At 70.3% G+C, this 26,955-nt stretch carries 14 protein-coding genes and 1 other annotated feature; of the genes, 8 read left to right on the top strand and 6 right to left on the bottom strand.

Annotation, left to right across the window (positions count from 1 at the left end; translation table 11 throughout):
- The first annotated feature begins 27 nt into the window (after nt 1-27).
- Both ABE485_RS09670 and ABE485_RS09665 read left to right on the top strand, forming a co-directional pair.
- Nucleotides 28-12,930 carry an autotransporter-associated beta strand repeat-containing protein gene (locus ABE485_RS09670; RefSeq protein ID WP_346515075.1) on the top strand — a complete coding sequence of 4,301 codons (12,903 nt, stop codon included), beginning with the start codon at nt 28-30 and terminating at the stop codon, nt 12,928-12,930.
- A gap of 361 nt (nt 12,931-13,291) precedes the next feature.
- Nucleotides 13,292-13,798 (top strand): hypothetical protein, encoded by a 507-nt coding sequence (locus ABE485_RS09665; protein ID WP_346515074.1) that lies wholly within the window; start codon nt 13,292-13,294, stop codon nt 13,796-13,798.
- A gap of 34 nt (nt 13,799-13,832) precedes the next feature.
- On the opposite strand, the gene ABE485_RS09660 is transcribed toward ABE485_RS09665, so the two are convergent.
- Both ABE485_RS09660 and ABE485_RS09655 read right to left on the bottom strand, forming a co-directional pair.
- Nucleotides 13,833-15,410, bottom strand: coding sequence for a TerC family protein (locus ABE485_RS09660; RefSeq protein WP_346515073.1), 1,578 nt, complete (start codon nt 15,408-15,410; stop codon nt 13,833-13,835).
- Nucleotides 15,410-15,628 (bottom strand): hypothetical protein, encoded by a 219-nt coding sequence (locus ABE485_RS09655; RefSeq protein ID WP_346515072.1) that lies wholly within the window; start codon nt 15,626-15,628, stop codon nt 15,410-15,412. The genes ABE485_RS09660 and ABE485_RS09655 overlap by 1 nt, the downstream gene beginning before the upstream one ends.
- Before the next feature lie 293 nt (nt 15,629-15,921).
- Nucleotides 15,922-15,974: a sequence feature (sul1 is cis-regulatory element that is thought to sense ions involved in sulfur or methionine metabolism; They are found in Alphaproteobacteria), on the top strand.
- A gap of 106 nt (nt 15,975-16,080) precedes the next feature.
- On the opposite strand from ABE485_RS09655, the gene ABE485_RS09650 reads away from it, so the two are divergent.
- Nucleotides 16,081-17,547, top strand: coding sequence for a SulP family inorganic anion transporter (locus ABE485_RS09650; RefSeq protein ID WP_346515071.1), 1,467 nt, complete (start codon nt 16,081-16,083; stop codon nt 17,545-17,547).
- 33 nt (nt 17,548-17,580) lie between these two features.
- On the opposite strand, the gene ABE485_RS09645 is transcribed toward ABE485_RS09650, so the two are convergent.
- Complete coding sequence (locus tag ABE485_RS09645; RefSeq protein WP_346515070.1) at nt 17,581-19,218, bottom strand: ABC transporter ATP-binding protein; 1,638 nt, start codon at nt 19,216-19,218, stop codon at nt 17,581-17,583.
- Between the two features lie 265 nt (nt 19,219-19,483).
- Between ABE485_RS09645 and ABE485_RS09640 the strand changes: the two genes are divergently transcribed.
- From ABE485_RS09640 to ABE485_RS09620, 5 genes are read left to right on the top strand one after another with little or no spacing between them, the layout of a single operon-like run.
- Entirely contained in the window at nt 19,484-20,251 is a 768-nt protein-coding gene (locus ABE485_RS09640; RefSeq protein ID WP_346515069.1) for an endonuclease/exonuclease/phosphatase family protein, read from the top strand.
- On the top strand, nt 20,248-21,441 hold the full coding sequence (clsB, locus tag ABE485_RS09635; protein WP_346515068.1) for a cardiolipin synthase ClsB: 1,194 nt from the start codon (nt 20,248-20,250) through the stop codon (nt 21,439-21,441). The genes ABE485_RS09640 and clsB overlap by 4 nt, the downstream gene beginning before the upstream one ends.
- Nucleotides 21,438-22,439, top strand: a complete 1,002-nt coding sequence (locus tag ABE485_RS09630; protein ID WP_346515067.1) for a lysylphosphatidylglycerol synthase domain-containing protein — start codon at nt 21,438-21,440, stop codon at nt 22,437-22,439. The genes clsB and ABE485_RS09630 overlap by 4 nt, the downstream gene beginning before the upstream one ends.
- 8 nt (nt 22,440-22,447) lie before the next feature.
- Entirely contained in the window at nt 22,448-23,578 is a 1,131-nt protein-coding gene (locus ABE485_RS09625) for a DUF3182 family protein (RefSeq protein ID WP_346515066.1), read from the top strand.
- Nucleotides 23,565-24,323 (top strand): alpha/beta hydrolase family protein, encoded by a 759-nt coding sequence (locus ABE485_RS09620; RefSeq protein WP_346515065.1) that lies wholly within the window; start codon nt 23,565-23,567, stop codon nt 24,321-24,323. The genes ABE485_RS09625 and ABE485_RS09620 overlap by 14 nt, the downstream gene beginning before the upstream one ends.
- A gap of 15 nt (nt 24,324-24,338) precedes the next feature.
- On the opposite strand, the gene ABE485_RS09615 is transcribed toward ABE485_RS09620, so the two are convergent.
- The 3 genes from ABE485_RS09615 to ABE485_RS09605 form a co-directional block, all read right to left on the bottom strand.
- On the bottom strand, nt 24,339-25,448 hold the full coding sequence (locus ABE485_RS09615) for a DUF748 domain-containing protein (RefSeq protein WP_346515064.1): 1,110 nt from the start codon (nt 25,446-25,448) through the stop codon (nt 24,339-24,341).
- A gap of 198 nt (nt 25,449-25,646) precedes the next feature.
- Nucleotides 25,647-26,339, bottom strand: a complete 693-nt coding sequence (locus ABE485_RS09610) for a PIG-L family deacetylase (protein WP_346515063.1) — start codon at nt 26,337-26,339, stop codon at nt 25,647-25,649.
- An 18-nt stretch (nt 26,340-26,357) separates the two neighbouring features.
- Nucleotides 26,358-26,786: a PRC-barrel domain-containing protein gene (locus tag ABE485_RS09605; RefSeq protein ID WP_346515062.1), complete on the bottom strand. Its 429-nt coding sequence runs from the start codon at nt 26,784-26,786 to the stop codon at nt 26,358-26,360.
- Nucleotides 26,787-26,955 lie beyond the last annotated feature (169 nt).

Here is a 26,955-nt window from a genome sequence, read left to right as displayed (position 1 = left end):
AAGGCTCATTCTGTTCCTGGAGCTGAAATGAGACCTGGCCACCGGCATGGCTACCCCAATGTTCCCCTGTACCTGAACTACGTCTGGCGCGTGCTGGCCCTGTTGCTGGCGCCCGTGCCCGTGGCGCTGGCCTGCACCACGACCGGCACCACCATCATCTGCAACGACGCATTCAGCCTGCTGAACCCCAATACGGTCACCAGCAGCGCCAACGACGTGTCGGTGCAGGTGACCGCGACAGGACAGTCCTCGGGCCCGGCCGTCGGCCTGCCCGGCGCGGCGGCCGTCAGGCTGACGGGACGAACTACAAGCCTTACGAACCAGGGGCTGATCGATCCGACGCTGGCCCTGGCGGCATTGGGCACGTCCGGCGCGATCATGGGGAACCTGACCAACGGCGGCGCGGTGCGGGTCAACAACAGCGGCACGCTGTACGGCGCCGGCCTGTCGGTGCTGGGCCTGTCACTGCTCAATACCGTGGAGGGCAGCGCCCTCATCCTGCAAAGCAATTCCACGGGCAGCATCAACATCGACAACACCGGCACCATCAGCGCCAAGCCGGGTGTCCTGGCCGGGCTGCTGCCCGCCGCCACGCCGGTGATTGCCGCCTACGGCGGCGCGCCGGTCACGGTGAACAACGCCGCCGGCGGCGTCATCAACGGCCGGGTCGGGCTTGGCCGGTCGGCCGCCGGCAACAGCTTCGTCAACGCCGGCACCATCAACGGCAGCGTGAGCATGGGGCAGAACAGCACCAACACGTTCACCGCCGTGACGGGGTCTTCCGTCACCACGGGCGGCGGCGCCATCGGCGTGGACGCGTCGCTACTTGGGCTGGACGTCAGCATCGCACTGGGCTTTGCCATGGGCGGCACGGTGGACGGCGGCGCCAACGGCAACAACACGCTCGTGCTGCAGAACCCGGGCGCCGCCGGCGCCAGCGGCCTGGGCACGGCCAGTTCCACGGTCTACCGGAACTTCAACAACCTGCGCGTGAACGGCGGCACCTGGACGGTCAGCGGGCCGCTCGTGAGCAGCCAGGCGACGCTGAACGGCGGCCTGGTCAACTTCGACAACAACCTGGCCTTCGGCACGGGCACGCTGACCGGCAACGGCGGCGCGCTGGCGCCGTCCGTCGCCGGCCTGTCGCTGGCGAACGCCATCCAGCTCAATGCGGGCGGACTGGGCGTCCAGGGGGCGAACAACCTGACGCTGGCCGGCGTTATCGCCGGGTCGGGCGCGCTGGACAAGTCGGGCACGGGGGTGCTGACGCTCAATGGCGCGAACACGCACGTCGGCGGCGTGCGGCTGGGTGGCGGCGGCCTCGTGCTGGGCGGAAACAGCGCGCTTGGACTGGGAGACCTGGTGGTCTACGGGGCATCTGCCCTGCAGGCGGGCAGCGCGACCAGCCTGGCCAACAACATGGTGCTGAACGCTGACCTGACGCTGTCGAACCCCGCCGCCCTGACCTTGTCCGGCGCGCTGTCGGGCGGCTCGGCGCTGGTGAAAAATGGCGCCGGCGCCCTGACGCTGACAGGTGCGAATTCGCATGGCGCGACCCGCATCAACGCAGGCGGCCTGGTCGTGGGCAACGACGCGGCGCTGGGCGCCGGTCCGCTGACCGTCAATGGCGCGGCGACGCTCGCGTCGTCCACCAATGTGGCCTTGCAGAACGCCATCGTGCTGAACAGCGCGCTGACGCTCAACGGCGCCAACACGCTGACGTTGGGCGGACCGATCAGCGCGGGCGGATCGCTGGTGAAGACCGGAACGGGCGTCCTGAACCTCAACGGCACCAATACCTACTCGGGCGGCACCACGCTGGCCGGCGGCACGGTCAATGCGGGCGCCTCCGGCGCGCTGGGCTCGGGCGCGGTCAACGTCAGCGGCGCGACCACGCTGGCGGGCACCGCGGCCGGCGCGGGCGCGGTCCTGGGCAACAACTTCACGCTGGGCAACGCGTTGACCGTGAACGGCGCCAACAACCTGACACTGAACGGCACGCTGTCCGGCGCAGGCGGCACGCTGGTCAAGTCGGGCACCGGCACCCTGACGCTCAACGGCGTCAACAGCTTCGGCGGCGGCACCCTCAATGCGGGCACGGTGGTGGCGGGTGCGAGCAACGCGCTGGGCACCGGCGTGATCAACGTCGCGGGCGCAGCGACGGTGGACAGCGCCGCGCCCGTCAGCCTGGGCAACCAGTTCGTGCTGACCGACCGGCTGACGATCGGGGGGGCGCAGAACCTCACGCTGGCCGGCGCATTGTCTGGCGGCGCAACGCTGGTCAAGAACGGCAATGCCGGCCTGACCTTGTCGGCGGCGAACACGCACACGGGCGGCGTATTGCTGAACGCCGGCACCTTGACGCTGGCGAACGCACAGGGGCTGGGCACAGGCCTTCTGGACGTGCAAGGCGCATCGACGCTGGCGGCCGGCAACCTGACGGTGGCCAACGGGATCCGGCTGGGCAGCACGCTGGGCATCGCCACGGGCGGACAGGCGCTGAACCTGTCGGGCGCCCTGAGCGGCGCCGGCGCCATCGCGTTGAATGACGCGGGCGTGCTGACGCTGTCCGGCAACAACACCCACGCGGGCGGCGTGGCGCTTAACGCGGGCACGTTGATCGCCGGCAGCGACACGGCGCTGGGCAGCGGCACGCTGGCTGTCGGCGGCGACGCCTCCTTGCAAAGCACGGCGTCGCGCAACTTCGTCAACAACGTCGCGCTGAACGGCAACCTGACCGTGGCGGGCGCGAACGACATCGGGCTGGGCGGCGCGATCGCCGGCCCTGGCCGTCTGGTCATGAACGGGACCGGCACGCTGACGCTGTCAGGCGCCAACAGCCATGCCGGCACCACGATCGGCAGCGGAACCGTGCAGGCGGGCGCCGGCAGCCTCGGCGCAAGCGTCCTGAACAACTCGAAACTGGTGATCGCCCAGGGCGCCGATGCCACCTATGGCGGCGCCATCAGCGGCACCGGCAGCGTGGACGTGGCGGCCAACGCCAGCACGCTGCTGCTGAGCGGCGTGAACACGTTCACGGGCGGCTTGAACCTGCTATCGGGCACGGTGGAGGCGCGCGGCGGGCAGGCGCTTGCCGACACCCTCGCGGTCAATCTGGGCGGCGGCACGGTGCTGCGCCTGGCCGACAGCGAATCCTTCGGTTCCCTGGCGGGCACAGGCCGGCTGGACCTGGGCGCCGGCGCGACCGTGCGGATGGGCCAGGACAATGCGGACGCGATATTCGGCGGCGCCCTGTCCGGCGCGGGCAACGTCGTCAAAGGCGGTTCGGGCAGCCTTACCCTGACCGGCAACAGCACGCAGAGCGACAACCTGGACGTGGCGGGCGGCACGCTGAACGTCAACGGCAGCCTGGCCAGCTCGCAGGTGAGCGTGGGCGCGGGCGCGACGCTTGCCGGTTCGGGCGTCCTTTCGGGCCAGACGACCATCGCGTCGGGCGGCGCGCTGTCGGCAACGTCCGGCCGGACGCTGACGATGGGAGGCCTGACGCTGAACCAGGGCTCGCAATTCAACGTGGCGCTGGGCGCGCCGCAGGCCGCGCCGCAGACGCTGGTGCAGGTCAACGGCAATCTCACGCTGGATGGGGACCTGAACGTCACCGACAAGGGCGGTTTCGGCGAAGGCGTCTACCGGCTCATCACCTATACCGGGCAGCTTACCGACAACGGACTGGCGCTGGGTTCCCTGCCCCCGGGCACCGTGCCGTCCAACCTGCAGATCCAGACGGCCGTCAACCAGCAGGTGAACCTGGTCGTACAGACCAGCGACAGCAGCGTGCAGTTCTGGAATGGCGCTAAGCAGCTGGCGGACGGCACGCTGGCGGGCGGCGCCGGCACCTGGCAGGCGGGATCGACCAACTGGACCAATCAGGCCGGCCAGCTGAGCCAGACCTGGGGCGGCAATTTTGCCGTCTTCGGCGGCGCGGCAGGCGGGGCCGTCACGGTGGCCGGCGAACAGGCCGTCACCGGCATGCAGTTCTTCACCAATGGCTATGCGCTGCAGGGCGGCGCGCTGCGCCTGGCTGCGGGCGCGAACAATTTCCGCGTGGACCCGACGCTTACGGGCACGGTCAACAGCGTCATCCGCGGCACGGGCGCGCTCAACAAGCGCGACCAGGGCACGCTGGTGCTGGGCGGCGCGAACGAGTACACGGGCGGCACGCAGATCAGCGAAGGCGTGCTGCAGGTCAGCGCGGACAACAACCTGGGCGCGGCGGGCACGGGCTTGAGCTTCGGCGGCGGCACGCTGCGCGTGACGGGCACCGGCTACACGGGTACCACGCGCGCCATCGATATCGGCGCGGGCGCGGGGTTCGACATTGCCGATGCCGGCAACGTATTCAACCTGAACCAGGCGCTGACCGGCGCCGGGCGGCTCACCAAGTCGGGCGCGGGCACGCTGGCGCTGGGCGGCGACAACAGCGCCATCGGCGGCGTGACGCTCGCGGGCGGAACGATTCTGGCGGGCAGCGGCACCGCGCTGGGCGCCGGCGTCTTCGATGTGACCGGCTCCGGCGCGCTGGACGCGTCGACCGCCCTGGCGCTGGCCAACGACGTGGCGATCGGCGCGGGCGCGACGCTGACCCACGCCGGCGGCAACGACCTCACGCTGAACGGCGTGGTGTCCGGCGCCGCCGGATCCTTGGCGAAGACCGGCCCCGGCACGCTCACGCTCAACGGCGACAACACGTATGGCGGCGGCACGACGCTGTCCGGCGGCGCGATCCGCGTCGGCGGCAACGCCGCGCTGGGCACGGGCGCGCTGAACGTCGCCGCCGCGGCCAGCCTGCTGTCCGATGGTTCCTACGCGCTGGACAACGCGATCGGCCTGGACGCGAACCTGACGACTGGCGGCGCGGGCAACCTGACGCTGAACAACGCCATTGCCGGCACGGGAACGTTGATCAAGTCCGGCGCGGGCAGCCTGACCCTGAACGGCGTGAACACGCACGCCGCCACCCGCCTGGACAGCGGCCTGCTCGTCCTGGGCAACGATGCGGCGCTCGGCGCCGGCGCGTTGACCGTGGCGGGCGATGCCGCGCTCGAGGGCGCGGGGAACCTGGCGCTGGGCAACGCGGTGAACCTGGCCGCCGGCGCGGACCTGACATTGGCGCAATCGCACGACACGCAGCTGCTCGGCGTCGTCAGCGGTGCGGGCGGCCTTATCGCGGGCGCGTCGGGCACGACCTTGACGCTGGCGGGCGCCAACGCCTACCAGGGCGGCACGCAACTCAATGGCGGCAACCTGCGCCTGGGCCAGGATGGCTCGCTGGGCACGGGCGCCCTCGCCGTCAATGCGGACGCCAGCCTGTCGGGCGTGCCGGGCGGACCGGCGCTGACCGTGGCCAATGGCGTCACGCTGTCGGCGGCCTTGGACGTGACCGGCGACCGCGACATCACACTCAACGGCGTCGTCGACGGCGCCGGCGCGCTGGCCAAGAGCGGCGCATCGACGCTGACGCTGAATGGCGCCAACACCCATGCGGGCGGAACCACCCTGTCCGCGGGCGTCCTGCGGCTGGGCAACGATGCCGCGCTGGGCACGGGCGCGCTGACCGTGGATGGCGCGGCATCGCTGGTGTCGAGCCAGGCGGTGGCCTTGGCCAACAACGTCATTCTCGGCCAGGGCCTGAGCCTGGATACGACCAATGCCCTGCGCCTGAACGGCGAGGTCTCCGGCGCCGGCGGCCTGGACGCCACGGGCGCGGGCACATTAACGCTGGCGGGCGCCAACACCTATGCCGGCGGCACCCGGATCGAGGGCGGCACGCTGCGCGTGGGCACGGATACATCGCTTGGCGCCGGCGCGCTGACGGTGAACGGCGCGACAGCCCTGCAGGGACTGGATGCCGCGGTGACGCTGGGCAACGCCATTGCGCTCAATGGCGCACCGCTCGCGGTATCGGGCGCCCAGGACGTCGCCCTGGCCGGCACGGTGTCCGGATCGGGCGGCATCAGCAAGCTGGACGTCAACACGTTGACGCTCTCGGGCGACAACACCTACCAGGGCGGCACGACGCTCGCGCAAGGCCTGATCGTGGCGGGTTCGAACCAGGCGCTGGGCACGGGCGCCCTCACCGTGTCGGGGAATGCGGCGCTGGACGCCACGCAGGCCGTCTCGCTGGCGAACGACGTCGCCCTGGCGGGCGGCGACCTGACCGTGAACGGCGGCCAGGATCTCAGCCTGACCGGGGACATCAGCGGCGGCAACGGGCTGATCAAGAACGGCGGCGCCGCGCTTGCGCTGTCCGGCGACAACACGTATGCGGGCGGAACGACGCTGGCGGGCGGATCGCTGATCGCGGGCAGCAACACGGCGCTGGGCACGGGCGCGCTGGAAGTCACGGGCGGCGCGACCCTGTCCGCCGCCGATGGCGTCAGCCTGGCGAACGCGGTGCTGCTGGGCAATGCGCTGACGGTGGATGGCGCGGGCAACTGGACGCTGGGCGGCGACATATCCGGCGGCGCGGGCCTGGTCAAGACGGGTGCGGGCACGCTCACGCTGGCGGGCAACAACAGCTATGCCGGCGGCACGCAGCTGCTGGCGGGCGCGATCACCGGCGACAGCGACAGCATCACCGGGCCGGTCGCCGCCAGCGCCGGCACCACCCTCACCTTCGACCAAGGCGCGGCGGGCGCGTATTCCGGCGTCGTGTCCGGAGAGGGCAACCTGGAGAAAACCGGCGCGGGCACGCTGACGCTCAGCGGCGCCAATACGCTGACGGGCGGCATCGGCGTCGCGCAGGGCACCCTGGCCACGCAAGGCAGCAACATCATCGGATCCGCGTCCGGCGTGCGCATCGACGACGGCGCGACGCTGCAGCTTGCGGGCGCGGAATCCATCGCCGCCCTGTCCGGCGCGGGCAGGCTGCAGGTCGACGGCAGCCTGGCCGTGGGCGGGGCCGCGGACAGCGCTTTCGGCGGCGACGTCGCGGGCGCCGGAGCCGTCGCCAAGGTCGGAGCCGGCACGCTGGCGCTGGGCGGCGCAAGCAGCCACACGGGCGTTTTCGACATCAATGGCGGCACGGTGAACCTGACGGGCACGCTGGCAAGCGGCAACGTAAACGTAAACGGCACGGGGGCCACGCTGACCGGCACCGGCACGGCCAACGGCGCGGTCAACGTGAACAACGGCGGCCATCTGGCGGTGAGTTCGGCCTCGCCCAGCGCGCTGACAGTGGGTTCGCTGACGCTGGACAGCGCGTCCCGCATCGACGCGCTGCTGGGCGCGCCCAACGCCGCCAGCCTCATCAATGTGCACGGCGATGTGGATCTGAACGGCACCCTGAACATCGACGGCACGCCCGACTTCGGCGTGGGCGTGTACCGCATCATCAGCTATTCCGGCGCGGCCACCTCGATGAACCTGGCGCTGGGCGAACTGCCTCCCGGGGTCATTTCGCTGCAGACCAACGTGGCGGGCCAGGTCAATGTGCTGAACGAATCCCAGGCTGGCGAGATCCAGTTCTGGCAAGGGGGCGACGGCACCTGGGACGGCACGACCCAGAACTGGGCCAACGCGGCGGGCGCCACCAGCGCGTGGGGCAGCCGCTTTGGCGTCTTCGAAGGCGAGGCCGGCACGGTCGCCGTGACGGGCACGCAGACCTTCCAGGGACTGCAATTCTCGGCCGACGGCTACGTCCTGGCGGGCGGCGCCCTGAACGCCGTGCCCGGCAGCGACGGCGTGGCGACGCTGCGGGTCGAACCAACCATGACCGCAACGCTGGAAACCACGATCCAGGGCAATGCGACGATCGCCAAGCGCGACGCGGGGACGCTGGTCTTCACGCAGGCCAACAGCTATGTCGGCGACACGCGCCTTGAAGGCGGCGTGCTGCAAATCAGCGCGGACGACCAGCTGGGCAATGCGTCCAACCGCGTCGTGTTCGACGGCGGCACGCTGCGCTATGCGGGCGCGACGGCGGGCACGACCGCGCGCGACTTCACGCTGGAGGGCGCGGGCGTGATCGACGTGGGCGCGGGTCCGTACACCGTGGCCGGCGTGATCTCGGGCGCGGATCCGGCATCCACACTCACCAAGACGGGCACGGGCACGCTGGTGCTTGCGGGCGCAAACACTTATGCCGGCGGCACCGTGCTGCAGGCCGGCGAAATCAAGGTCGGCGCGGATACGGCGCTGGGCAGCGGCGCGCTGACCGCGGCGGGCGGCACCACGCTCTCCAACGATGTCGCGGTGGCGCTGGCGAACGACGTCGGCGTGCAGGGCGACGTCACGATCGCCAACGGCGCCGCGATGGCGCTGTCGGGAGAGGTGTCCGGCGCAGGCGGCATCATCAAGACCGGGCCCGGCACGCTGACGCTGGCCGGCGCCAACAGCTATCAGGGCGACACGCGGCTGGACGCGGGCCAGATCACGGTGGGCGCGTCCGGTGCGCTGGGCACCGGCACGCTGATTGCCGCGGACGGCACCGCGCTGGACGCGTCCACGCCCGCGGCCTTGGAGAACGATGTGGTGCTGAACGGCGCCCTCGCCTTGCCGGGCTCCGCAAGCCTGACCCTGAACGGCGACATCGGCGGAACGGGCAGCCTGGTGAAGAACGGCGCGGACACGCTCGCGCTCAACGGCGCCAACAGCTTCCAGGGCGGCGTGGCGTTGAACGGCGGCACGCTGGCGCTGGGCAGCGACACTGCATTGGGTGTCGGCCGGCTGAACGCGGCCGACGGCACCACCCTGTCGGCAAGCGTGCCTGTCAGCGCGGCCAACGACATCACCCTGGCCGGCACCACGACGATCACGGGCGCGGACCTGAGCCTGGGCGGGCAGATCGATGGCGCGGGCGGGCTGGTCAAGGACGGAGCGGGCTTGCTGACGCTGACCGGCGACAACAGTTATCAGGGCGGCACCCGGCTGTCGGCCGGCACGCTGGCGCTGGGCAGCGATACCGCGCTGGGCACGGGCGCCCTGACCGCGGCTGGCGGCACCACGCTGCTGGGCCTGGGCGCTACGCTCGACAACGCCGTGCAGCTTGAGGGCCCCGTCACGGTGGGAGGCTCGGGCGACCTGGGTCTGAACGGCGTCGTCGGCGGAAGCGGCCCCCTGACCAAGACCGGCTCGTCGACGCTGACGCTGGGCAACGCCAATACCTATGCGGGAGGCACCATCCTGGCCGATGGCGCGATCATCGCCGGCAACAATGCCGCGCTGGGCGCAGGCGGCCTGACGGTGGCCGGGCCGGGCACGCTCCAGGCCGGCGCGCCGGGCATCGCCCTGGGCAACACCATCACGCTGGACGCGGCCCTGACCGTCTCGGGCGCCAACGACCTCACGTTGGCGGGCGACATCACCGGCGGCGGGAGCCTCGTCAAGACTGACGGATCCACGCTGACGCTGACCGGGCAGAACCAGTACACGGGCGGCACCACGCTTTCCGGCGGCACCCTTGTGGGCGATACCGCCAGCCTGACCGGCAACATCGCGACGGCCGCCGGCACCACCGTGGTCTTCAACCAGAATGCGGGCGACGGCGCCTACGCGGGCGCCATGACAGGCGGCGGCGGGCTGGTCAAGAACGGCGGCGACACCGTCACGCTGACCGGCGCCAATACCTACACGGGCGGCACGGTGGTGAACGCCGGCACGCTCGCGGGCAATGCCACCAGCCTGCAAGGCAACATCACCGTGGTGGACGGCAGCGCCATCGTGTTCAACCAGAACGGCACGAACGGGACGTATGCGGGGAACATCAACACGACCGGCACCAATACCGGCACGCTGACCAAGGACGGCGATGCATCGCTCACGCTTACGGGCAACAACAACGTCGGCGGCGGCACCACGGTCAACAGCGGCACGCTGCTGGTGGACGGCACGCTGACGGGCGGAGGCGTGACGGTCAACGCGGGCGCGAACCTGGGCGGTTCGGGTTCCGTCGTGGCCGACGTCGAGCTGGAGGACAATGCGCGCCTGGTCGCGGGCACCCCGGGCAATCCGATCTCGTTCGCGCGCAGCCTTGCGCTGTCCAACGGCACGCAGCTGGACTTCACGCTGGGCACGCCCAACTCGGCGACGACGGCGGTGACCGTGGCCCAGGATCTCAGGCTGGACGGGGTGCTGAACATCGCCGACGGCGGCAACCTGGGCACGGGCGTCTACCGGCTGTTTGCCTATGGCGGCACGCTGACCGACAACGGGCTTCAATACGGCACGCTGCCCGCGGGCATGACCACCGCCCAGCTGACGCTGCAGAACCAGCCGAACCAGATCAACCTGGTGCTGCAGAGCCAGCCTGGCGAAATCCAGTTCTGGAATGGCGCGAAGACCACGCCCGACGGCATCATCGCCGGCGGTTCGGGCACGTGGGCCGCCGCGGGGAACAACTGGACGGACGCGGCGGGCGGCACGGCGGAAACCTGGGGCGGCAAGTACGCGGCCTTCTCGGGAACTGCCGGCACCGTCAGCATCGAAGGCGCCCAGGACGTGACCGGCCTGCAGTTCCTGACCGACGGCTACACGCTCCAGGCCGGCGCGGCCGGCGCCATCGCGATCGCCCAGGCGCAGACGCCCGTGCGTGTCGAAAGCGGCGCCACCGCCACGATCTCGGCGCCGATCACGGGCGCGGGCGGCATCGAGAAATCGAACGGTGGCACGCTGATCCTGGAAGGCGCCAACACCTACACCGGCAATACCGCCATCCGCAGCGGCGTCCTGCAGGTCAGCGCCGACGATCAGCTTGGCAACGGCGGCGCCGTGTCCATCGACGGCGGCACGCTGCGCATCGCGGACGGCGCCTTCACCACGACGGCGCGCAATATCTCGCTGGACGGCGCGGGCGGCGGCATCGATGTGGTGGCGGCCGACCAGACCTTCACGCTGAACCAGGCGCTGAACGGCGGCGGCGCGCTGATCAAGCAAGGCGACGGCACGCTGGTGCTGAACGGCGCCAATGGCTACGCGGGCGGAACCGTCATCGCGGGCGGCACGCTGGAAGGCAGCAGCGCCAGCATCCCGGGCGCCATCGATACCGCCTCGGGCACCACGCTGCGCGTGAACCAGGCCGCCGACGGCACCCTCGCCGGGCCAGTCAGCGGCGCGGGCCAACTGGTCAAGGAAGGCGCGGGCGCGCTGACCCTGGCGGGCGCATCCAGCTACACGGGCGGCACGCAGGTCAACGCGGGGACGCTCATCGGCGACACGTCCAGCCTGCAAGGGGCCATCGCCAACAACGCCACGCTGGTGTTCAACCAGGGCGCCGACGGCACGTTCGCGGGCACCTTGTCGGGCGCCGGCAGCCTGGTCAAGCAAGGCGGCGGCCTGCTCGCCATCAATGGAGACCACAGCTACAGCGGCACCGCCACGATCGAGGCCGGTACGGTACAGCTGGGCAGCGCGCAGTCTCCGGCCACCCTGCCCGCGGCGGTGCAGGTCAACCCCGGCGCCACCCTGGCCGGCAACGGCACCATCGCCAGCCTCAGCAATGCGGGCACGGTGCAAAGCGCGCCGGCCAGCGGCGGCGGCCTGAAGATCAGCAACAACTTCAGCAACGCCGCCGGGGCCACGCTCGCCGTCAACGTGGGGCCAGTCTCGGCCACCAACGTGCATGTCGCGGGCGCAGCGACGCTGGACGGCGCCCTGCAGGTGACCAACACCGCGCCGCTCACCGCCGGCAGCACCTACACCGTGCTGACGGCGGACCAGGGCGTGCAAGGCACGTTCGCCAGCGCCACCCTGCCCGAGCTGGCGTTCCTGGATGGCTCGGTCGCCTACGACCCCAACAACGTGACCGTCTCGTTCCAGCGCAACGACACCGGCTTCGAGTCGGTCGCCGAAACGTCGAACCAGAGCGCGGTGGCCACGGCCCTGGGGCAGACCGATCCAGGTTCCCCGCTCTACTCGTCCATCCTGGGCCTGAGCCGCGATCAGGCGTCGGCGGCCTTCCGCCAGTTGTCGGGAGACAGCCACGCCTCGCTCGCGTCGGCGATCATGCGCAGTTCGGAATCGGTGCGCACCCTGCCGCTGAACCACCTGCGCAACAGCCTGCGCAACGAAGGCCGCGGCCAGGCCTGCGGCAACCAGCAAAGCAGCGCGGGCAGCTATGCGGAGCAGTTCTCCTGCCAGCGCAACGTCTGGACCGAAGTGCTGGGCAACTGGCAGAGTCAGAACGGCGACGGCAACGCGCCCAGCTATCGCCAGCGCACGGGCGGCGTGCTGGCCGGCGGCGATATCCGGGTGGGCGACGGCTGGCGCGTGGGCATGGCGCTGGGCTACCAGGACAGCACGATCTGGCAGGACAGCCGCAATGCCAAGGCCGACGTCGACAGCTACAGCATCACGCTCTACGGCGGCAAGTCCTTCGTGCAGCCCAGTGGCAATGCGTGGAACGTCATGGCCGGCGCGGCCTACGGCTGGCAGGACATCAAGACGCGCCGCAACTTCGCCATCGGCGGAAACGGCCAGGAGCTCAAGGCGGACTACGACGGCAACACGACGCAGATCTTCGGCGAACTGGGCTATGCCGTGCCGGTCGCGCCGAACGCCACCGTAGAGCCGTTCGTCGGCGCGGCGTGGATCAAGCAGCGCACCGGCGGCTTCTCCGAAGACGGCGGATCTGCGGCGTTGTCGGGCGGCAGCCAGAGCAACGACGTCACGACCACCACGGTCGGCCTGCGCGGCAACCTCGACACGCAGATCGCCGGGGCGCCCGCCCGCCTGCGCGCGACACTGGGCTGGCGTCACGCGATGGGCGATGTGGATCCCGAACGCACGATGGCGTTCAGCACGGGCCCGTCGTTCACCGTCGCTGGCACGCCGATCGCGCGCGACGCGGCCGTGGCCGAACTGGGCGCGGAGGTCGCGGTGTCGAAGAACGCCGCCATCGGGCTGAGCTATCAGGGCCAGTTCGGCAACGGCAGCCGCGAGAACGCGGGCTTCCTGAACGTGCGCTGGAACTTCTGACGCCCACGCGGGCGCCGTCCGGATACCAACCGGATGGCGCCCGCGCCGCGCGCCGCCCGGCCCGGTCGCAGTCACTTCGGACCATCCGTTGGCGCCGCATTGACACCATGGAATTGCCCGCCTTACGCTGGTGCGCTGCCCCATAGATACGCCGACACGAAACTCGCCGGTTGCGGCCACGGCGTCGTTGCAAATCCTCGCGATACCTACGGGTATCGCTGCGGTTTGCGCCTAGCCCTGACCCCAACCGGCACGTTTCGTCATGCCGACGCATCTATGGGACAGCACACCAGGCCGCAACTTGCGGTCAAAAACATGGGCGTAGTCCTGCCCCGGCGCACCAACGTGCGGGAGGCGTGTCATGACGCGATGCGGGTCTGGATGGTTGGCGTGCGCGCTGCTGGTCGTGGGCGCCCTGGCGGGCGCCGGCGCCCAGGCGGCATGCAGCGACAAGACCCTGCGCGCCATGGCCGACGCCGGCCGCAGCGTGTCCACCATCGCCAAGCGCTGCGGCATGAGCGCGGACGCCGTGAAGGACCGCCTGGGAACCGGCGATGCGCGCCCTGCCCGCGCCCCTGCGCCAGCGTCCGAACCGCCGACGCGCGCCGCGCCATCCGGTGCGGCGCCCGCGGCATCGCCTCCCGCCGCGGCATCGTCCGCCAGCGCGGCCAAAGCGCCGCCCAAGGCCGCCGCCGAACCGCCGAAGCACCCGCCGGGCACGGTGCTGGAGCTTTGCGGCTGCTACGGCAGCATGCAGTACGGATTCACCGAAGCCAATTCCGAATGCCTCAGCGGCAAGGCCGTCGCGACGCGCTGCCCCGGTTATTGCCCGGTCAACCGGTCGCCGTGGCGGCGCATCTGCAGCTGAGGCGCGTCGCGCAGCGTGCGCCCGGCCAGCAGGATCAATCCGACTGCGCCGCGGCCTGGGGGATTGGCCGCGCATGCACCTGATCGATCCGCAGCCCGTCGCGCCGGGTGACTTCAAAGCCCCAATCGCGCAACAGGACGGTGTCGCCCGTTTCCGGAATCCGGCCGCCCGCACGCAGCAGGCAGCCGGCGAGCGTGGCGTCGGGATAGTCTTCGGCCAGGGCCTGCGCATCCAGCAGGCGCGCCGCCTCGTCCACCGACAGGCGGCCTTCCAGCAGCCACGAGCCGTCGGAAAGCTGCAAGGCCTCGGGCTGGTCCTCGCGGTGTTCGGGCAGGTCGCCCGCCACCGCCGTCAGCACGTCCATCGGCGTGACCAGGCCCTCGCACACGCCGTGCTCGTCCACGACGATCAGCATGTGGTCGCGCGAGGCGCGCAGTTCGTCCAGCACCTTCAGCACCGGCGTGGTTTCCAGCACGTAGCGCGGCTCGCGCGCCAGTTCCACCAGGTCGATCGGACCCGGGGTCTGCAACAGGGGCAACACCTCCTTGAAGTGCACCACGCCCAGCACGTTGGCCGGGTCGCCCGCGCACAGCGGCAGGCGCGAGTGGCCGCTGGCGAACTTGCGCACGATCTCGTCCGGCGTATCGGCCACGTCCAGCCAGGTGACGTCGCCGCGCGGGACCATGATGGATCGCACGTCGCGCCCGCCAATGGACAGCACGCGTTCGATCATCGAGCTTTCCTCGGGCGCGAAGGCGGGCTCGTCGCCCGCGCCGTCGACCAGCGCCACGACTTCGTCGGCCTGCGAGACCGGCTGGCCGGCGCGGCCGCCGCGCAGCAGGCGCAGCACGGCCTGCGCCGTGCGCTGGCGGCGTCCCAGGGCGTGGGTGCCGCGGGCGCGGTTGCGGCGCGCAAGCTGGTTGCACAGTTCGATCAGGATCGAGAAGCCGATCGCGGCGTACAGGTAGCCCTTGGGCACATGGAAGCCCAGGCCTTCGGCCACCAGGCTGAAGCCGATCATCAGCAGCAGGCCCAGGCACAGGATCACCACGGTGGGGTGGCGGCCCACGAAGGCCATCAGCGGTCGGCTGGCCAGCATCATGACGGCCATCGCCACCACCACGGCGATCATCATGATGCTCAGGTCCTGCACCATGCCCACGGCGGTAATGACGGAGTCCAGCGAGAACACCGCGTCCAGCACCACGATCTGCAGGATGACTTGCCAGAACACCGCATGCTGCGGCTTCTGCCCCGGCTCGTGCGCGGAGCTGCCCTCCACGCGTTCGTGCAGTTCCATGGTGCCTTTGAAGAGCAGGAACAGGCCGCCCAGGATCAGGATCAGGTCGCGGCCCGAGATCTCGGCGCCGAACACGGTGAAGAGCGGCGCGGTCAGCGTCACCACCCACGCAATGCTGGCCAGCAGGCCCAGGCGCATCACCAGCGCCAGCGTCAGGCCGATCAGGCGCGCGCGGTTGCGTTGGTCGGGCGGCAGTTTGTCCGCCAGGATGGCGATGAACACCAGGTTGTCGATACCCAGCACAATCTCAAGCACGACCAGGGTCGCCAGGCCAAGCCAGGCGGTGGGGTCGGACATCCAGTCGAAAATCATCAGGCTTCCAGGAAAAACGTGCAGGAACGCGCACCAGCGGCGCGTCGGGATGCATCAGCGGAAAAGTAGGCGCGCGGACGGCGCCGCGCAAGCGGACGGGCAAGGCCGGACAGGCCCGGCGGCGCGCGGCCGCCCAGGCGCGGCGTGGCCGCGATGGCGCTGAGGAGGTCGGCGCGCAGCAAGACTGCCGGCACCGCGGTGAGACTGGGAGGGGGCATCGGGCGCCGGCACATGCGCGGCGCCCTGCTAGGAGGAGGGTCTTCGGTCATAGATGGCGGACGGCGCGGGCTGCCTGGGCAGCGGTGGGCCGGAAAATCCGCCGGGCTCTCTTTCTTACAGGATTCTGAATAATACCTGAATCGTGAATGGACGCGATTGGGGCTGACCCGCAGTCGTGGCCGCCGCCGTTACCGAAGGCGTCCCGCGGGTAGTCCGGCGGCGTCATGCAGGTACAATGCCGTCCGCCGCGCCCGCAAGGGGCGCGCAAGGTCGCGATGCCGTCGCGATTCCAGATGGACCCGGCTTGCCGGGTGGCTCGGCCGGGCGCCTATCCCTCGGACAACCTCAAGCGAACCGCTGCGCTCGCCCCGTAACTGCCTACGCTCCCCGAGCGGCCCTCCCCGGCCGGCGCGCACCGCACTCGCTTGCTCAAATCAAGCTTAGCCAATCAATGTCAGTTCTTTCCCAGCTTCGCCGCGACTGGATGGCCAATCCACGCGCGGACATTCTTGCGGGCATCCTCGTCGCCCTGGCGCTGATCCCGGAGGCGATCGGCTTTTCCATCATCGCCGGCGTGGACCCCGGCGTGGGGCTGTACGCGTCGTTCTCCATTGCCCTGATCATCGCGTTCACGGGCGGCCGGCCCGCCATGATCTCGGCGGCGACGGCCGCCGTGGCCGTGCTGGTGGCCCCCCTGGTGCGCGACCACGGCATCGGCTACCTGTTCGCCGCGTCCGTCCTGATGGGCGTCATCCAGATCATCGCGGGCTTCCTGCGACTGGACCTGCTGATGCAGTATGTGTCCCGCTCGGTGGTGACGGGCTTCGTCAATGCGCTGGCCATCCTGATCTTCATGGCGCAACTTCCGCAACTGATCGGCGTGACGTGGATCGCCTACGCGATGATCGCGGCGTCGCTGGCCATCATCTATCTGCTGCCGCGCCTGACGACGGCGGTGCCCTCGCCGCTTGTGGCCATCATCGCGATGACGGCCGTGTCGATCTACGGCGGCCTGGACGTGAACACCGTGGGCGACATGGGCGCGCTGCCGTCGGCCCTGCCCTCGTTCGCGATCCCGGACGTGCCCTTCACGCTGGAGACGCTGCGCATCATCCTGCCCTATTCCGCGACGATGGCGGCGGTCGGCCTGCTGGAATCCATGATGACGGCGCAGATCGTCGACGATATGACCGACACGCCCAGCGACAAGCGCCGCGAATGCAAGGGCCAGGGCATCGCGAACATCGTGACGGGATTCCTGGGCGGCATGGGCGGGTGCGCCATGATCGGCCAGTCCGTCATCAACGTCCGCTCCGGCGGCCGCACCCGCCTGTCGACGTTCGTGGCCGGCACGTTCCTGCTGTTCCTGATCGTCGTCCTGGGGCCGCTGGTGGCGCGCATCCCGATGCCGGCGCTGGTGGCCGTCATGATCATGGTGTCGATCGGCACCTTCAGCTGGCGCTCGATCCGCAACCTGGGCTCGCACCCCTGGCAGTCGTCCGTGGTCATGCTGTCGACCGTGGCGGTCGTGGTCTGGACGCATGACCTGGCCCGCGGCGTGCTGGTCGGCGTGGTGCTCAGCGGCCTGTTCTTCGCCGGCAAGGTGAAGGGACTGCTGGACGTGGATTCGACCCTGTCCGAGGACGGCCGCACGCGGACGTATCGTTACGCGGGCCAGATCTTCTTCGCGTCGGCCACGCGGTTTTCCGCCGCGATCGACTTCCGCGAACCGGTCGAGCGCGTCGTGATCGACCTGTCGGCCGCGCACTTCTGGGACATTTCCGCAGTGGGGGAACTGGACAAGGCCACGCTCAAGCTGCGCCGCGCGGGCCGCCAAGTGGACGTCGTGGGCCTGAACGAGGCCAGCGCCACCCTGGTCGGGCGCTATGCGCAGCGCGCCGCGGCGGCGGGCCACTAGCCCGAACCGCCTGGGGGCCGACAAAGGACAGGATCAGGCCGCCAGCCGGGTGGCGACGGCCGCGGGATCCCAGCGCCGTCCGGGCACCGCGGCGAGCAGGGCCTGGGTGTAGGGATGGACGGGGTTGCCGAAGACCTCGGCGCACGCGCCCTCTTCCACCACGCGGCCTTCCTTCATGACGGCGATGTGGTCGCAGACCTGCGCCGCGACGCGCAGGTCGTGCGTGATGAACACGATGGACAGGCCGAGCTGTTCGCGCAGGCGGGCAAGGAGCGCCAGCACCTGGGCCTGCACCGACACATCCAGCGCGGAGACCGGCTCGTCCGCGATCAGGACCTGCGGATTCATCGCCAACGCCCGCGCCAGGCCCACCCGCTGGCGCTGGCCGCCCGAGAACTCGTGCGGATAGCGGCGCACGGCGTCGGGCGACAGGCCCACCAGTTCGAACAATTCCTGTGCCCGGGCCAGCGCGGTCCGGCGCGGCGCGCCATGCACGATAGGCCCTTGCGCCACGATGTCGCCCACGCGCTGGCGCGGGTTGAGCGATCCGTAGGGATCCTGGAACACCATCTGCACGCGGCGGGCATGGGCGCGCCGCGCGGCCGCGCCCTTGAAAGCCAGCGGCGCGCCGGCCAGCGTAATGGAGCCGCCATCGGGCGGCAGCAGGCCCAGGAGGGTGCGCGCCAGCGTGGACTTGCCCGAGCCGCTTTCCCCGACGATGCCCAGCGTGCCGCCCTGCGGCAGCGCGAGCGTCACGCCGTCCACGGCATGGGTGACCCGCCCGGGACGTCCGAACCAGCCGCGCTTGCGGTAGGTCTTGGACAGCCCCTGCGTGGTCAGGATCGCGGGCGCGCCGGGATCCAGGGCCGGACGCGCCGTCGCGGGCGCCAGCGGCGGCACCGCGGCGATCAGGGCGCGCGTGTAGGGATGGCGCGGGTGTTCCAGCACCTGGTCGGCCGTGCCGCTTTCGACGAGTTCACCGCGTTGCATGACGGCCACCCGGTCGGCGATCTCGGCCACCACGCCGAAGTCATGCGTGATGAAGAGCACGGCCGTGCCCTTGCGGCGCTGCAGGTCGTGGATCAGGTGCAGGATCTGCGCCTGCGTCGTCACGTCCAGGGCCGTGGTGGGTTCGTCGGCGATCAAGAGCGCGGGTTCCAGCGCCAACGCCATGGCGATCATCGCCCGCTGGCGCTGGCCGCCGGAGAGTTCGTGCGGGTACGCGTCCGTCGCCTGCGCCGGATCCGGTATCCGGACCGATTCCAGCAGGTCCAGCGTACGGCGCCGGATCTCGGCGCGCGACAGCCGGGTATGCGTGCGGAACACTTCCGCGATCTGGTCGCCGATGGTGCGCAACGGGTTCAGCGCGGTCATCGGCTCCTGGAAGATCATGCCGATCCGCTTGCCGCGCAGGCGCCGCAGCGCCTCGGGCGCGAGCTTGAGCAGGTCCTGTCCTTCCCACAGCACCTGGCCGCCGGTTGCGCGCACGCCCTGCGGCAGCAGGCCCAGCACGGTGCCGGCGGTCAGCGACTTGCCCGAACCGCTCTCGCCGACGACGCAGACGATCTCGCCCGCGTTCACCGTCAGCGACAGGTCCTTGAGCGCGTGCGGGCGGTCGGCGCCGGGCGGCAGGTCGACGGTAAGGTTTTCGATGCGGAGCAGTTCGGTCATGAGCGTTTCAGCCTGGGATTGAGCGCGTCGTTTCCCCCTTGCCGGCCACCGAGATCGCCAGGACGGTCAGCAGGATAGCGAGTGTGATGCGGATGGGAAGCTGCGGATCTTAGGCCCGCCTTTTCTGCCTGAGAAATGCCGATTTCTCATTTGCTCATGCGTCCCCCGAGTGTGCGGCGGGCCGATTCCCCCGCGTGCTGACGATCCGTTACGCGCCGGGCACGGCGCTTGCTCCGTGCGGCAGATCGTATCCGCGGGAGATTTCATGGCAGGCTCGCATTACATCGACGCAACGACGCTCACGGTGTTGACGGTGAACACGCACAAGGGTTTCACCAGCTTTAACCGCCGCTTCATGCTGCACGATCTGCGCGAGGCCCTGCGCACCGCGGCGCCGGACGTGGTCTTTTTGCAGGAGGTGCTGGGCGAGCATCAGGTGCACGCCGGGCGCCACGAGGCGTGGCCGGCCCAGTCGCAGTACGAATTCCTGGCCGACACCCTGTGGACGGACTACGCCTATGGCCGCAATGCCGTCTACCCGGAAGGGCACCATGGCAACGCGATCCTGTCGCGCTATCCGATCGAGCGCCACCACAATCACGACGTGAGCGTGGACGGCCATGAAGGCCGCGGCCTGCTGCACTGCGTGCTGCGCCCGCCGTCCCTGCGCGCGCCCGTGCATGCGATCTGCGTCCACCTGGGGCTGCTGGAGCATCACCGCGGCCAGCAGCTGCGTCGCCTGTGCGAACTGGTGACGCACGGCGTGCCGGCCAACGAGCCTCTGCTCATCGCGGGCGATTTCAACGACTGGCGGTTGCGCGCCGACACGCTGATGCGCGGCTGCGGGACCCGCGAAGTGTTCACGTCCCGGCTGGGCCGGCCCGCCAGGACCTTTCCGGCCCGCTGGCCGCTGCTGCGCCTGGACCGGATCTACGTGCGCAGCGTGCGCGACTGGCAGCCCGTGCCTCTGGCGTCGCGCGTGTGGTCGCGGCTGTCCGACCACGTGCCGATCTGCGCGGAGATTGCGCTATGAACCCCGGCTGGCGCGAACACAACCGCTACACCCTGCTGGAGAACGGCACCGAGTATTTCCCCGCCGTGATCAAGGCGATCGAGGCCGCGCGCAGCGAGGTGCTGGTTGAGACATTCATTCTGTTCGACGATGCCGTGGGCCGGGACATCCAGCGCGCCCTGATCGGCGCGGCGCGGCGCGGCGTGAGCGTGGACCTGATGGTGGACGGCTACGGCTCGGACGAACTGGGCGATGACTTCGTCGGCGCCATGACGGAAAGCGGCGTCCGCTTCCATGTGTTCGACCCGCGGCCGCGCTTTCTGGGCGTGCGCACGAATGTGTTCCGACGCATGCACCGCAAGATCGTGGCCGTGGACCGGGAACGGGCCTTCATCGGCGGCATCAATTTCTCGGCGGACCACCTGCCCGAGTTCGGCCCCGAGGCCAAGCAGGACTATGCCGTGGAGCTGGAGGGACCGCTGGCCGCGGACCTTGCCGACTACGCGCGCGCCGCCCTGGGCAACGGCCGGACGCGGCGGCAGCGCCGGCGGCCGGCGCGGCTGGATCCCCTGCCCGCGGGCGATGGCGGCGGCCGCCTGGTGGTGCGCGACAACGTCAGCCACCAGAGCGACATCGAACGCTACTACCGGGCGGGCGTGCGCTCGGCCCGATCGGACGTGCTGATCGCCAACGCCTATTTCTTCCCCGGCTACCACCTGCTGCGCGACCTGGCCAACGCCGCCCGCCGCGGCGTGCGCGTGCGCCTGCTGCTGCAGGGTGAACCCGACGTGCTGGTCGCCCGGCTGGCCGCGACGATGCTGTACGACTACCTGATCGATGCGGGCGTGCAGATCTACGAATACTGCAAGCGTCCGCTGCACGGCAAGGTGGCCTGCGTGGACGACGACTGGTCGACCATCGGCTCCAGCAACCTGGACCCGCTGAGCCTGGCCCTGAACCTGGAAGCCAATGTGGTGGTGCGCGACGCGTCGCTGAACGCGGCGCTGCGCCGCAGCCTGGACCGGCTGATCGAGCAGGATTGCCGTCCGGTCGAAATGGCGAAACCGTCCAGGAGCCGTTTGCGGCGCCTGTGGATCGGCGTGGTCGTGTTCCATTTCCTGCGGCGCTTTCCGGCCTGGGCCGGCAGCCTGCCCGCGCACAAGCCGCGCCTGCACTCCGTCGCGCCGGACACCGGCAGGGAGACGGCATGAGGATCCTGCGCACATCGGCGTGGCGGGCGCTGCGCCATCGCTGGCCCCGCATCAAGCGCGTCCTGCCGGTGGTGGTGTTGGTGGTGGTGGCGGGCCTGCTGTACTACTTCGGCCGCTCCGTGGACTGGCCCCAGGTCTGGATGTCCATGCGCAGGATTCCGGGGCAGACCATCGCGATCGCGGGGGCAATGGTGGTGGCGGGTTATCTGGCCTACGGCAGCCTGGACCTGCTGGGAAAGAAATACGCGCGCCATACCCTGCCCGCGCCCAAGGCGCTGGGCGTGGCGATGGTGAGCTACGCCCTGAACCTGAACCTGGGCGTGCTGGTGGGCGGCCTGGGTGCGCGCCTGCGGCTGTACACGCGGCTGGGCTGCCGCAAGTCCGTGGCCACGCGGGTGGCCCTGTTTTCGGCCGCATCGAACTGGATCGGCTACGCGTGGCTGGCCGGCGCGCTGTTCGCCTGGGGCGTGGTGCCCGTGCCCGCCGGCTGGGAGATCGGCTCAGGCATGCTGCGCCTGCTGGGCGTGGCGCTGCTGGCGCTGGGCGCCGCCTACGTCACGACGTGCGCGCGGTCGGTGCGCCGCAGCGCGACATGGATGGGCCACCACATCACCCTGCCCGGCGTCGGCATGGCCGTCGCGCAGTGCTGCGTGGCCGCGCTGTCCTGGGCCATCATGGGCGGCATCATCTACGTCCTGCTGCAGGGCAAGGCGCCCTATCCGGCCGTCCTGGGCATCCTGCTGTGCACGAGCTTTGCCGCCGTCATCACCCGAGTCCCGGGCGGCCTGGGCACGACCGAGGCGATTTTCGTGGCCGCGCTGGCGCCGCGCATCCCGGCGGCGGAGGTCCTGGGCGCCGCGCTTGCCTATCGCGCCCTGTACGCCCTGGCGCCGCTATGTCTCGCCGTGGCGGCCTATCTTCTGATCGAGCTGCGGCTGAGCCTGCGGCGGCGCAAGACACAGGCGCCGCCCGCGGGCCCGGCACGGCGATTGCTGTGAGGCCCGCCATGAACCGTCCCCCTTCCAGTGCATCCGGAACGGTCGCCGCCTACCCCAGGCGCGCCGGCGCCTCCGAACATGAGATCGCTTCGCAGGAGGCGCTGGCCCTGCGTCTGGCCGCCCTGCTGGGCCGGCGCTTCGTGCCGGATTTCCGCCCCACCCGGCATCGCGGCGAACCCGCGCCCTACTACGTGCCGGACCGCAGCATCACCAGTCTGGCGCGCGCCGCGAAGCTGGGCATCACGCGCGCCGCCGACCTGTATGGCGGCGTGACGCCGCATGCCTTCGTGGCGACCAAATCCATCACCCATGGCGTGCTGGACGCCCAGGCCAAAACGCCGCAGGGCTGGGTGCGCAGGCTGGCCGGCGAACTGCGCGAGGCCGTGCTGCGGGGCTATTCCGCCTTTACGCTTGAAGACGCCCAACGCGCCGGTGAACTCTTGCTGAAGGACGGGCCGCTGCGCATCAAGCCGGCGGACGCCAATGCCGGACGCGGCCAGATCGTGGTGCGCACGCCCCAGGAACTGCGCGCGGCGCTAGGCGCTCAGGATGCCGCCTGCCTGCGCCGCCTTGGCCTGGTGCTGGAGGAGGATCTGGCGCAAATCGTCACGTTCAGCGTCGGCTGGGTCCGGGTGGGCAAGCTGGAAGCGTCCTATGTCGGCACGCAGGGCCTGACGCCCGACAACGACGGCATCTCCGTCTATGGCGGTTCAACGCTGCGTTTCGCCCGCGGTGGCTTCGATCAGCTGCGCGCGCTGGACCTGTCGCCCGACGAACGGCGCGCGGTGGAACTGGCGTGCCGCTACGACACCGCCGTGTCCACGGCCTATCCCGAATTCTTCGCCTCGCGCCGCAACTACGACGTCGCAATCGGATCCACCGCCCGCGGCGAGGCGCGAGCGGGCGTGCTGGAGCAGTCCTGGCGCGCGGGCGGCGCCAGCATCGCGGAGTTGGCGGCCCTGCAGGCGTTCCTGCTGTCTCCGTCGCTCAAGACCGTGACGGCGGCCACCCGCGAACGCTACGGCAAGGACGAGCCCATACCAACCGCGCAGCGCTACGTCTATCGCGGCGAAGACTCCGCCGTCGGCATGATCACCAAGTCCGGCGGCGTCCTGGAGGAAAGCGATGGCCGCCTATAGCGATCCGATCGACATCGAGGTGGCCGACCAGCGCCTTGCCGGCACCTTCCTCACGCCGGAGAACAAGGTGCCCGGCGTGCTGTTCATCCACGGCTGGGGCGGCGACCAGGCGTTTGACCTGTCCCGCGCCAAGGGCATCGCCGCGCTGGGCTGCGTCTGCCTGACTTTCGACCTGCGCGGCCATGCGGCGACGCAGGCGCAGCAGATGCAGGTGTCGCGCGACGACAACCTGCGCGACGTCATGGCGGCGTACGACCGGCTGGCCGCGCATCCGTCGCTCGACAGCGGTTCGGTGGCGGTGGTGGGCAGCAGCTATGGCGGCTACCTGGCCGCCATCCTGAGCGGACTGCGGCGCGTGCGCTGGCTGGCGCTGCACGTGCCCGCGCTGTACCGCGACGACGAATGGATGCTGCCCAAGAACCAGCTCAACCGCGAGACCCTGCGGGCCTACCGCAACAGCCACGTCGAGCCGGAAAGCAACCGGGCGCTGTCGGCCTGCGCCGCGTTTCCCGGCGACGTGCTGATCGTCGAGGCCGAGCACGACATCTACATTCCGCATTCCACGATCATGAGCTACCGGTCGGCGTTTCGACGCTCCCATTCGTTGACGCACCGCATCCTGGACGGCGCGGACCACGCGCTGAGCGACAAGGCGTCTCAGCGCGCGTACACGTCCATCCTGGTGAACTGGGTGACCGAGATGGTCATGGGCGCCCGCGTGGGCCGGGCCCGGCCCACCCCATGAGCCGGCCGGGTCGGCTCAGGGCTTGGGGCTCAGCAGGTCCGACAGCGCATTGCCCAGTTCCTTGACCGCGCCCGAGACGCCTTCGGCGGCGCCCTCGGCGCCGACACCGATCGCCTTCCCAAAGCCTTGCGCGACCTGCGCGGAAAAGCCGCGCGTGACCGAAAACTTCGGATTGTCCAGCTTGCCGGCCAGCGCGAATTCAAAACGGACGACGCCGCGCTTGTCTTCCAGCGCCGCCAGCACGGCCTTGCGCGGCAGCGAGAACAGGCTCCCTTCCCCGCCGAACTTCAGGCCGCGCAGCGCGACCGTTCCCGACGCGCGCAATTCGCGCTTCTCGATGGTGGTCTTCATGTCCAGGTCCATCGCCCCGCCCGTCAGGGATCCCGCGCCGTTCTCGGCCAGGTAAGGGGCGGCATAGCGGATGTCCATATTGCGCACGGCGACCGTCATGTCGGCGTCGGTGCCGCCCACCACCACCTTGCCGTGGGCGCGCACGGTCGATTCGCCGTTGCGGTTGTCTTCGACCTTGCCGCTGAACTCCATGTCGCTGGCCACGCCGTCGCTGGGCAGGGTCAGGGGACTCAGGTGAGCCTGCACGCCGGTGAACGGGATGCGGTGCGGCGGCTTTGCGATCTGGCCGTCCAGGTAGTCCAGTCGACCATCGCGCAGGATCAGGTCCGCCACGCGGATGGGGCCAGTGCGGCGCGACTTGCCATCCCCGCCATCGCCGGCGCGCAGCGCGGCCTGGACGGCGGGCGCGATCTGCATGCCGCCGTCCGCGCCGCGTACCACCGCGAAGTCGAAGCCTTCGATGGTGACCCGCTTGAAGACGGCCTCGTGCCGCAGGAACGCGGACCACTCCGGTTCGAGTTCGATGCGGCTGGCCCGCGCGCCGGCCTGGCCCGACGCGCCCGGCACGACCACGTCGGTCAGCACCACCTGCCTGAAGCCGACCTGTACATCGCCCACCTGGCCGCGCGGGCCCAGCATGCTGGCGATGCGCTGTTCCGCGATGCGGGTCGCAGCCAGCGCCAGGACCGCCAGCAGCGCCCCGATCAGAAGCAGGATGGCCAGGGCGTTGCCCCAGCGCGACCGGCCGCGCACAGCGGCTGCGTTCGAACTCATTGTTTTTCCCGTGCGTTGGAATGGCGGCGGCGTCGCGCGCCAGGTCCTTCCACCATAGCGACCCGCGGCGCCCGGCGCAACCCGAGCATCGTCCGGCATGCGCAGCCGTTCATCAATGGTCGAAAAGGATGAGGGCGCGCTTGCGGCGGCTGTCGTCGGATGGGTCCGCAAGCCGCATGCCCGGCGCCGCCATCCGCTTCAGGCGACCTTGTCTTGCTTCCATGACAGCCGCCAGTAGCGCTCCGGGTGCCGGGCCGGCGCGGCAGCCGACCCCGCGCAGTCCTGATCTTCCAGGCTGGCCCATGCGGCCATGGCGCGCCTTCTGGCGCCGTCCGCGTGGGCGTCCTGAGCCAGACCGAAGGGGCTGGCCGTGATCCGCTGGCGCAGCAGGAACGCCAGGCGCTCCTGCACCGCGCCCGGCGGCGCGCCGTCGACAGCCTCTTCGTAGGCAATCCAGACCACGCGCGGAAACAACGCGCGGATGGTCATCCCGGCGTCGCAGACCCGGATGTGCCCCGGACTGAACAGCCCCAGGGGGATGAGGATGATGCGTGGCCGCAGCGCGGAAAGCGCCGCGGCCAGCGCGCCGGTCAGGCGCCCGCCCTCGCCGCTTTCCAGGTGCCGTTCGTCCAGCAGATCCATCTGCGCGCCCTGGACGCCCAGCAGCGACAATGCGCGGTCGCTTTGCGCATGGCGCGCCAGCAGCGCTTCGCGCGCATCCTTGAAACCGCTCCTGCGGTCGCGGTCGGACAATTGCGCCGCGCCCAGCGGCATGCCCGTGAACACCGTGAGGACGGCGCTGCCCGGGCGAGCGGCGAGCAAACACCCGCAGCTGACGACCGCGTCGTTGAAATAGGAAGACACCGCGACCAGTCTGCCGTCTTCGTGCATGCCGTCCTCGCTGCCTCTTTACCAGTACGGAGGCTGGTTGTAGTACTGATGGATGCCGCGCGCCCAGGTCTCGTCGGCCATGCTCGGCCAGTTGTCCTTGTCGAAGCCTTCGGCGTTCTTGAGGACCTCCTTGTCCACATTGAGCACGAAGCACTTGCGGTCGGTATCCAGCGTCAGCGCGCTCCACGGAATGGCGTACAGCTTGTCGCCGATGCCCAGGATGCCGCCGCGCGACAGCACGGCGTAGGCAACGCGGCCACGAGGCACGTCCAGCATGATGTCCTGGATGCTGCCCAGCGATTCGCCCGCGGGGTTGTAGACGTCATTGCCTTCCAGCGTGCCGGCGGCCATGACCTGGGGGCCCGGGCCGCCGGGATCGCTCTTCGGGCCGCCAACGATGTTGGTCTGGCCCTGCGCCTGTCCGGCGCCTGTGTAGGGTTGGTTCATAGTTTGTCTCCATGGAAGTATCGACCCGCGAGGCGAAATGACCGCTTCGCCACCTGCCCTACGCAAGCGGTGTGCCAGGCGGTGAACGGGGCCGGGCAACCGCGCCGCCGGCCCGCTCGGGGCATTTTTTACATGCGTGGCCCATAAAGACGGAGCCGGCCCGGCGCGG

Origin of the sequence: Achromobacter spanius (genome assembly GCF_039673305.1) — a bacterium.
Classification (GTDB): domain Bacteria; phylum Pseudomonadota; class Gammaproteobacteria; order Burkholderiales; family Burkholderiaceae_B; genus Achromobacter; species Achromobacter spanius_F.
Note: the sequence above shows the minus strand (reverse complement) of the source record. Positions and strands in the feature narration are given on the sequence as shown.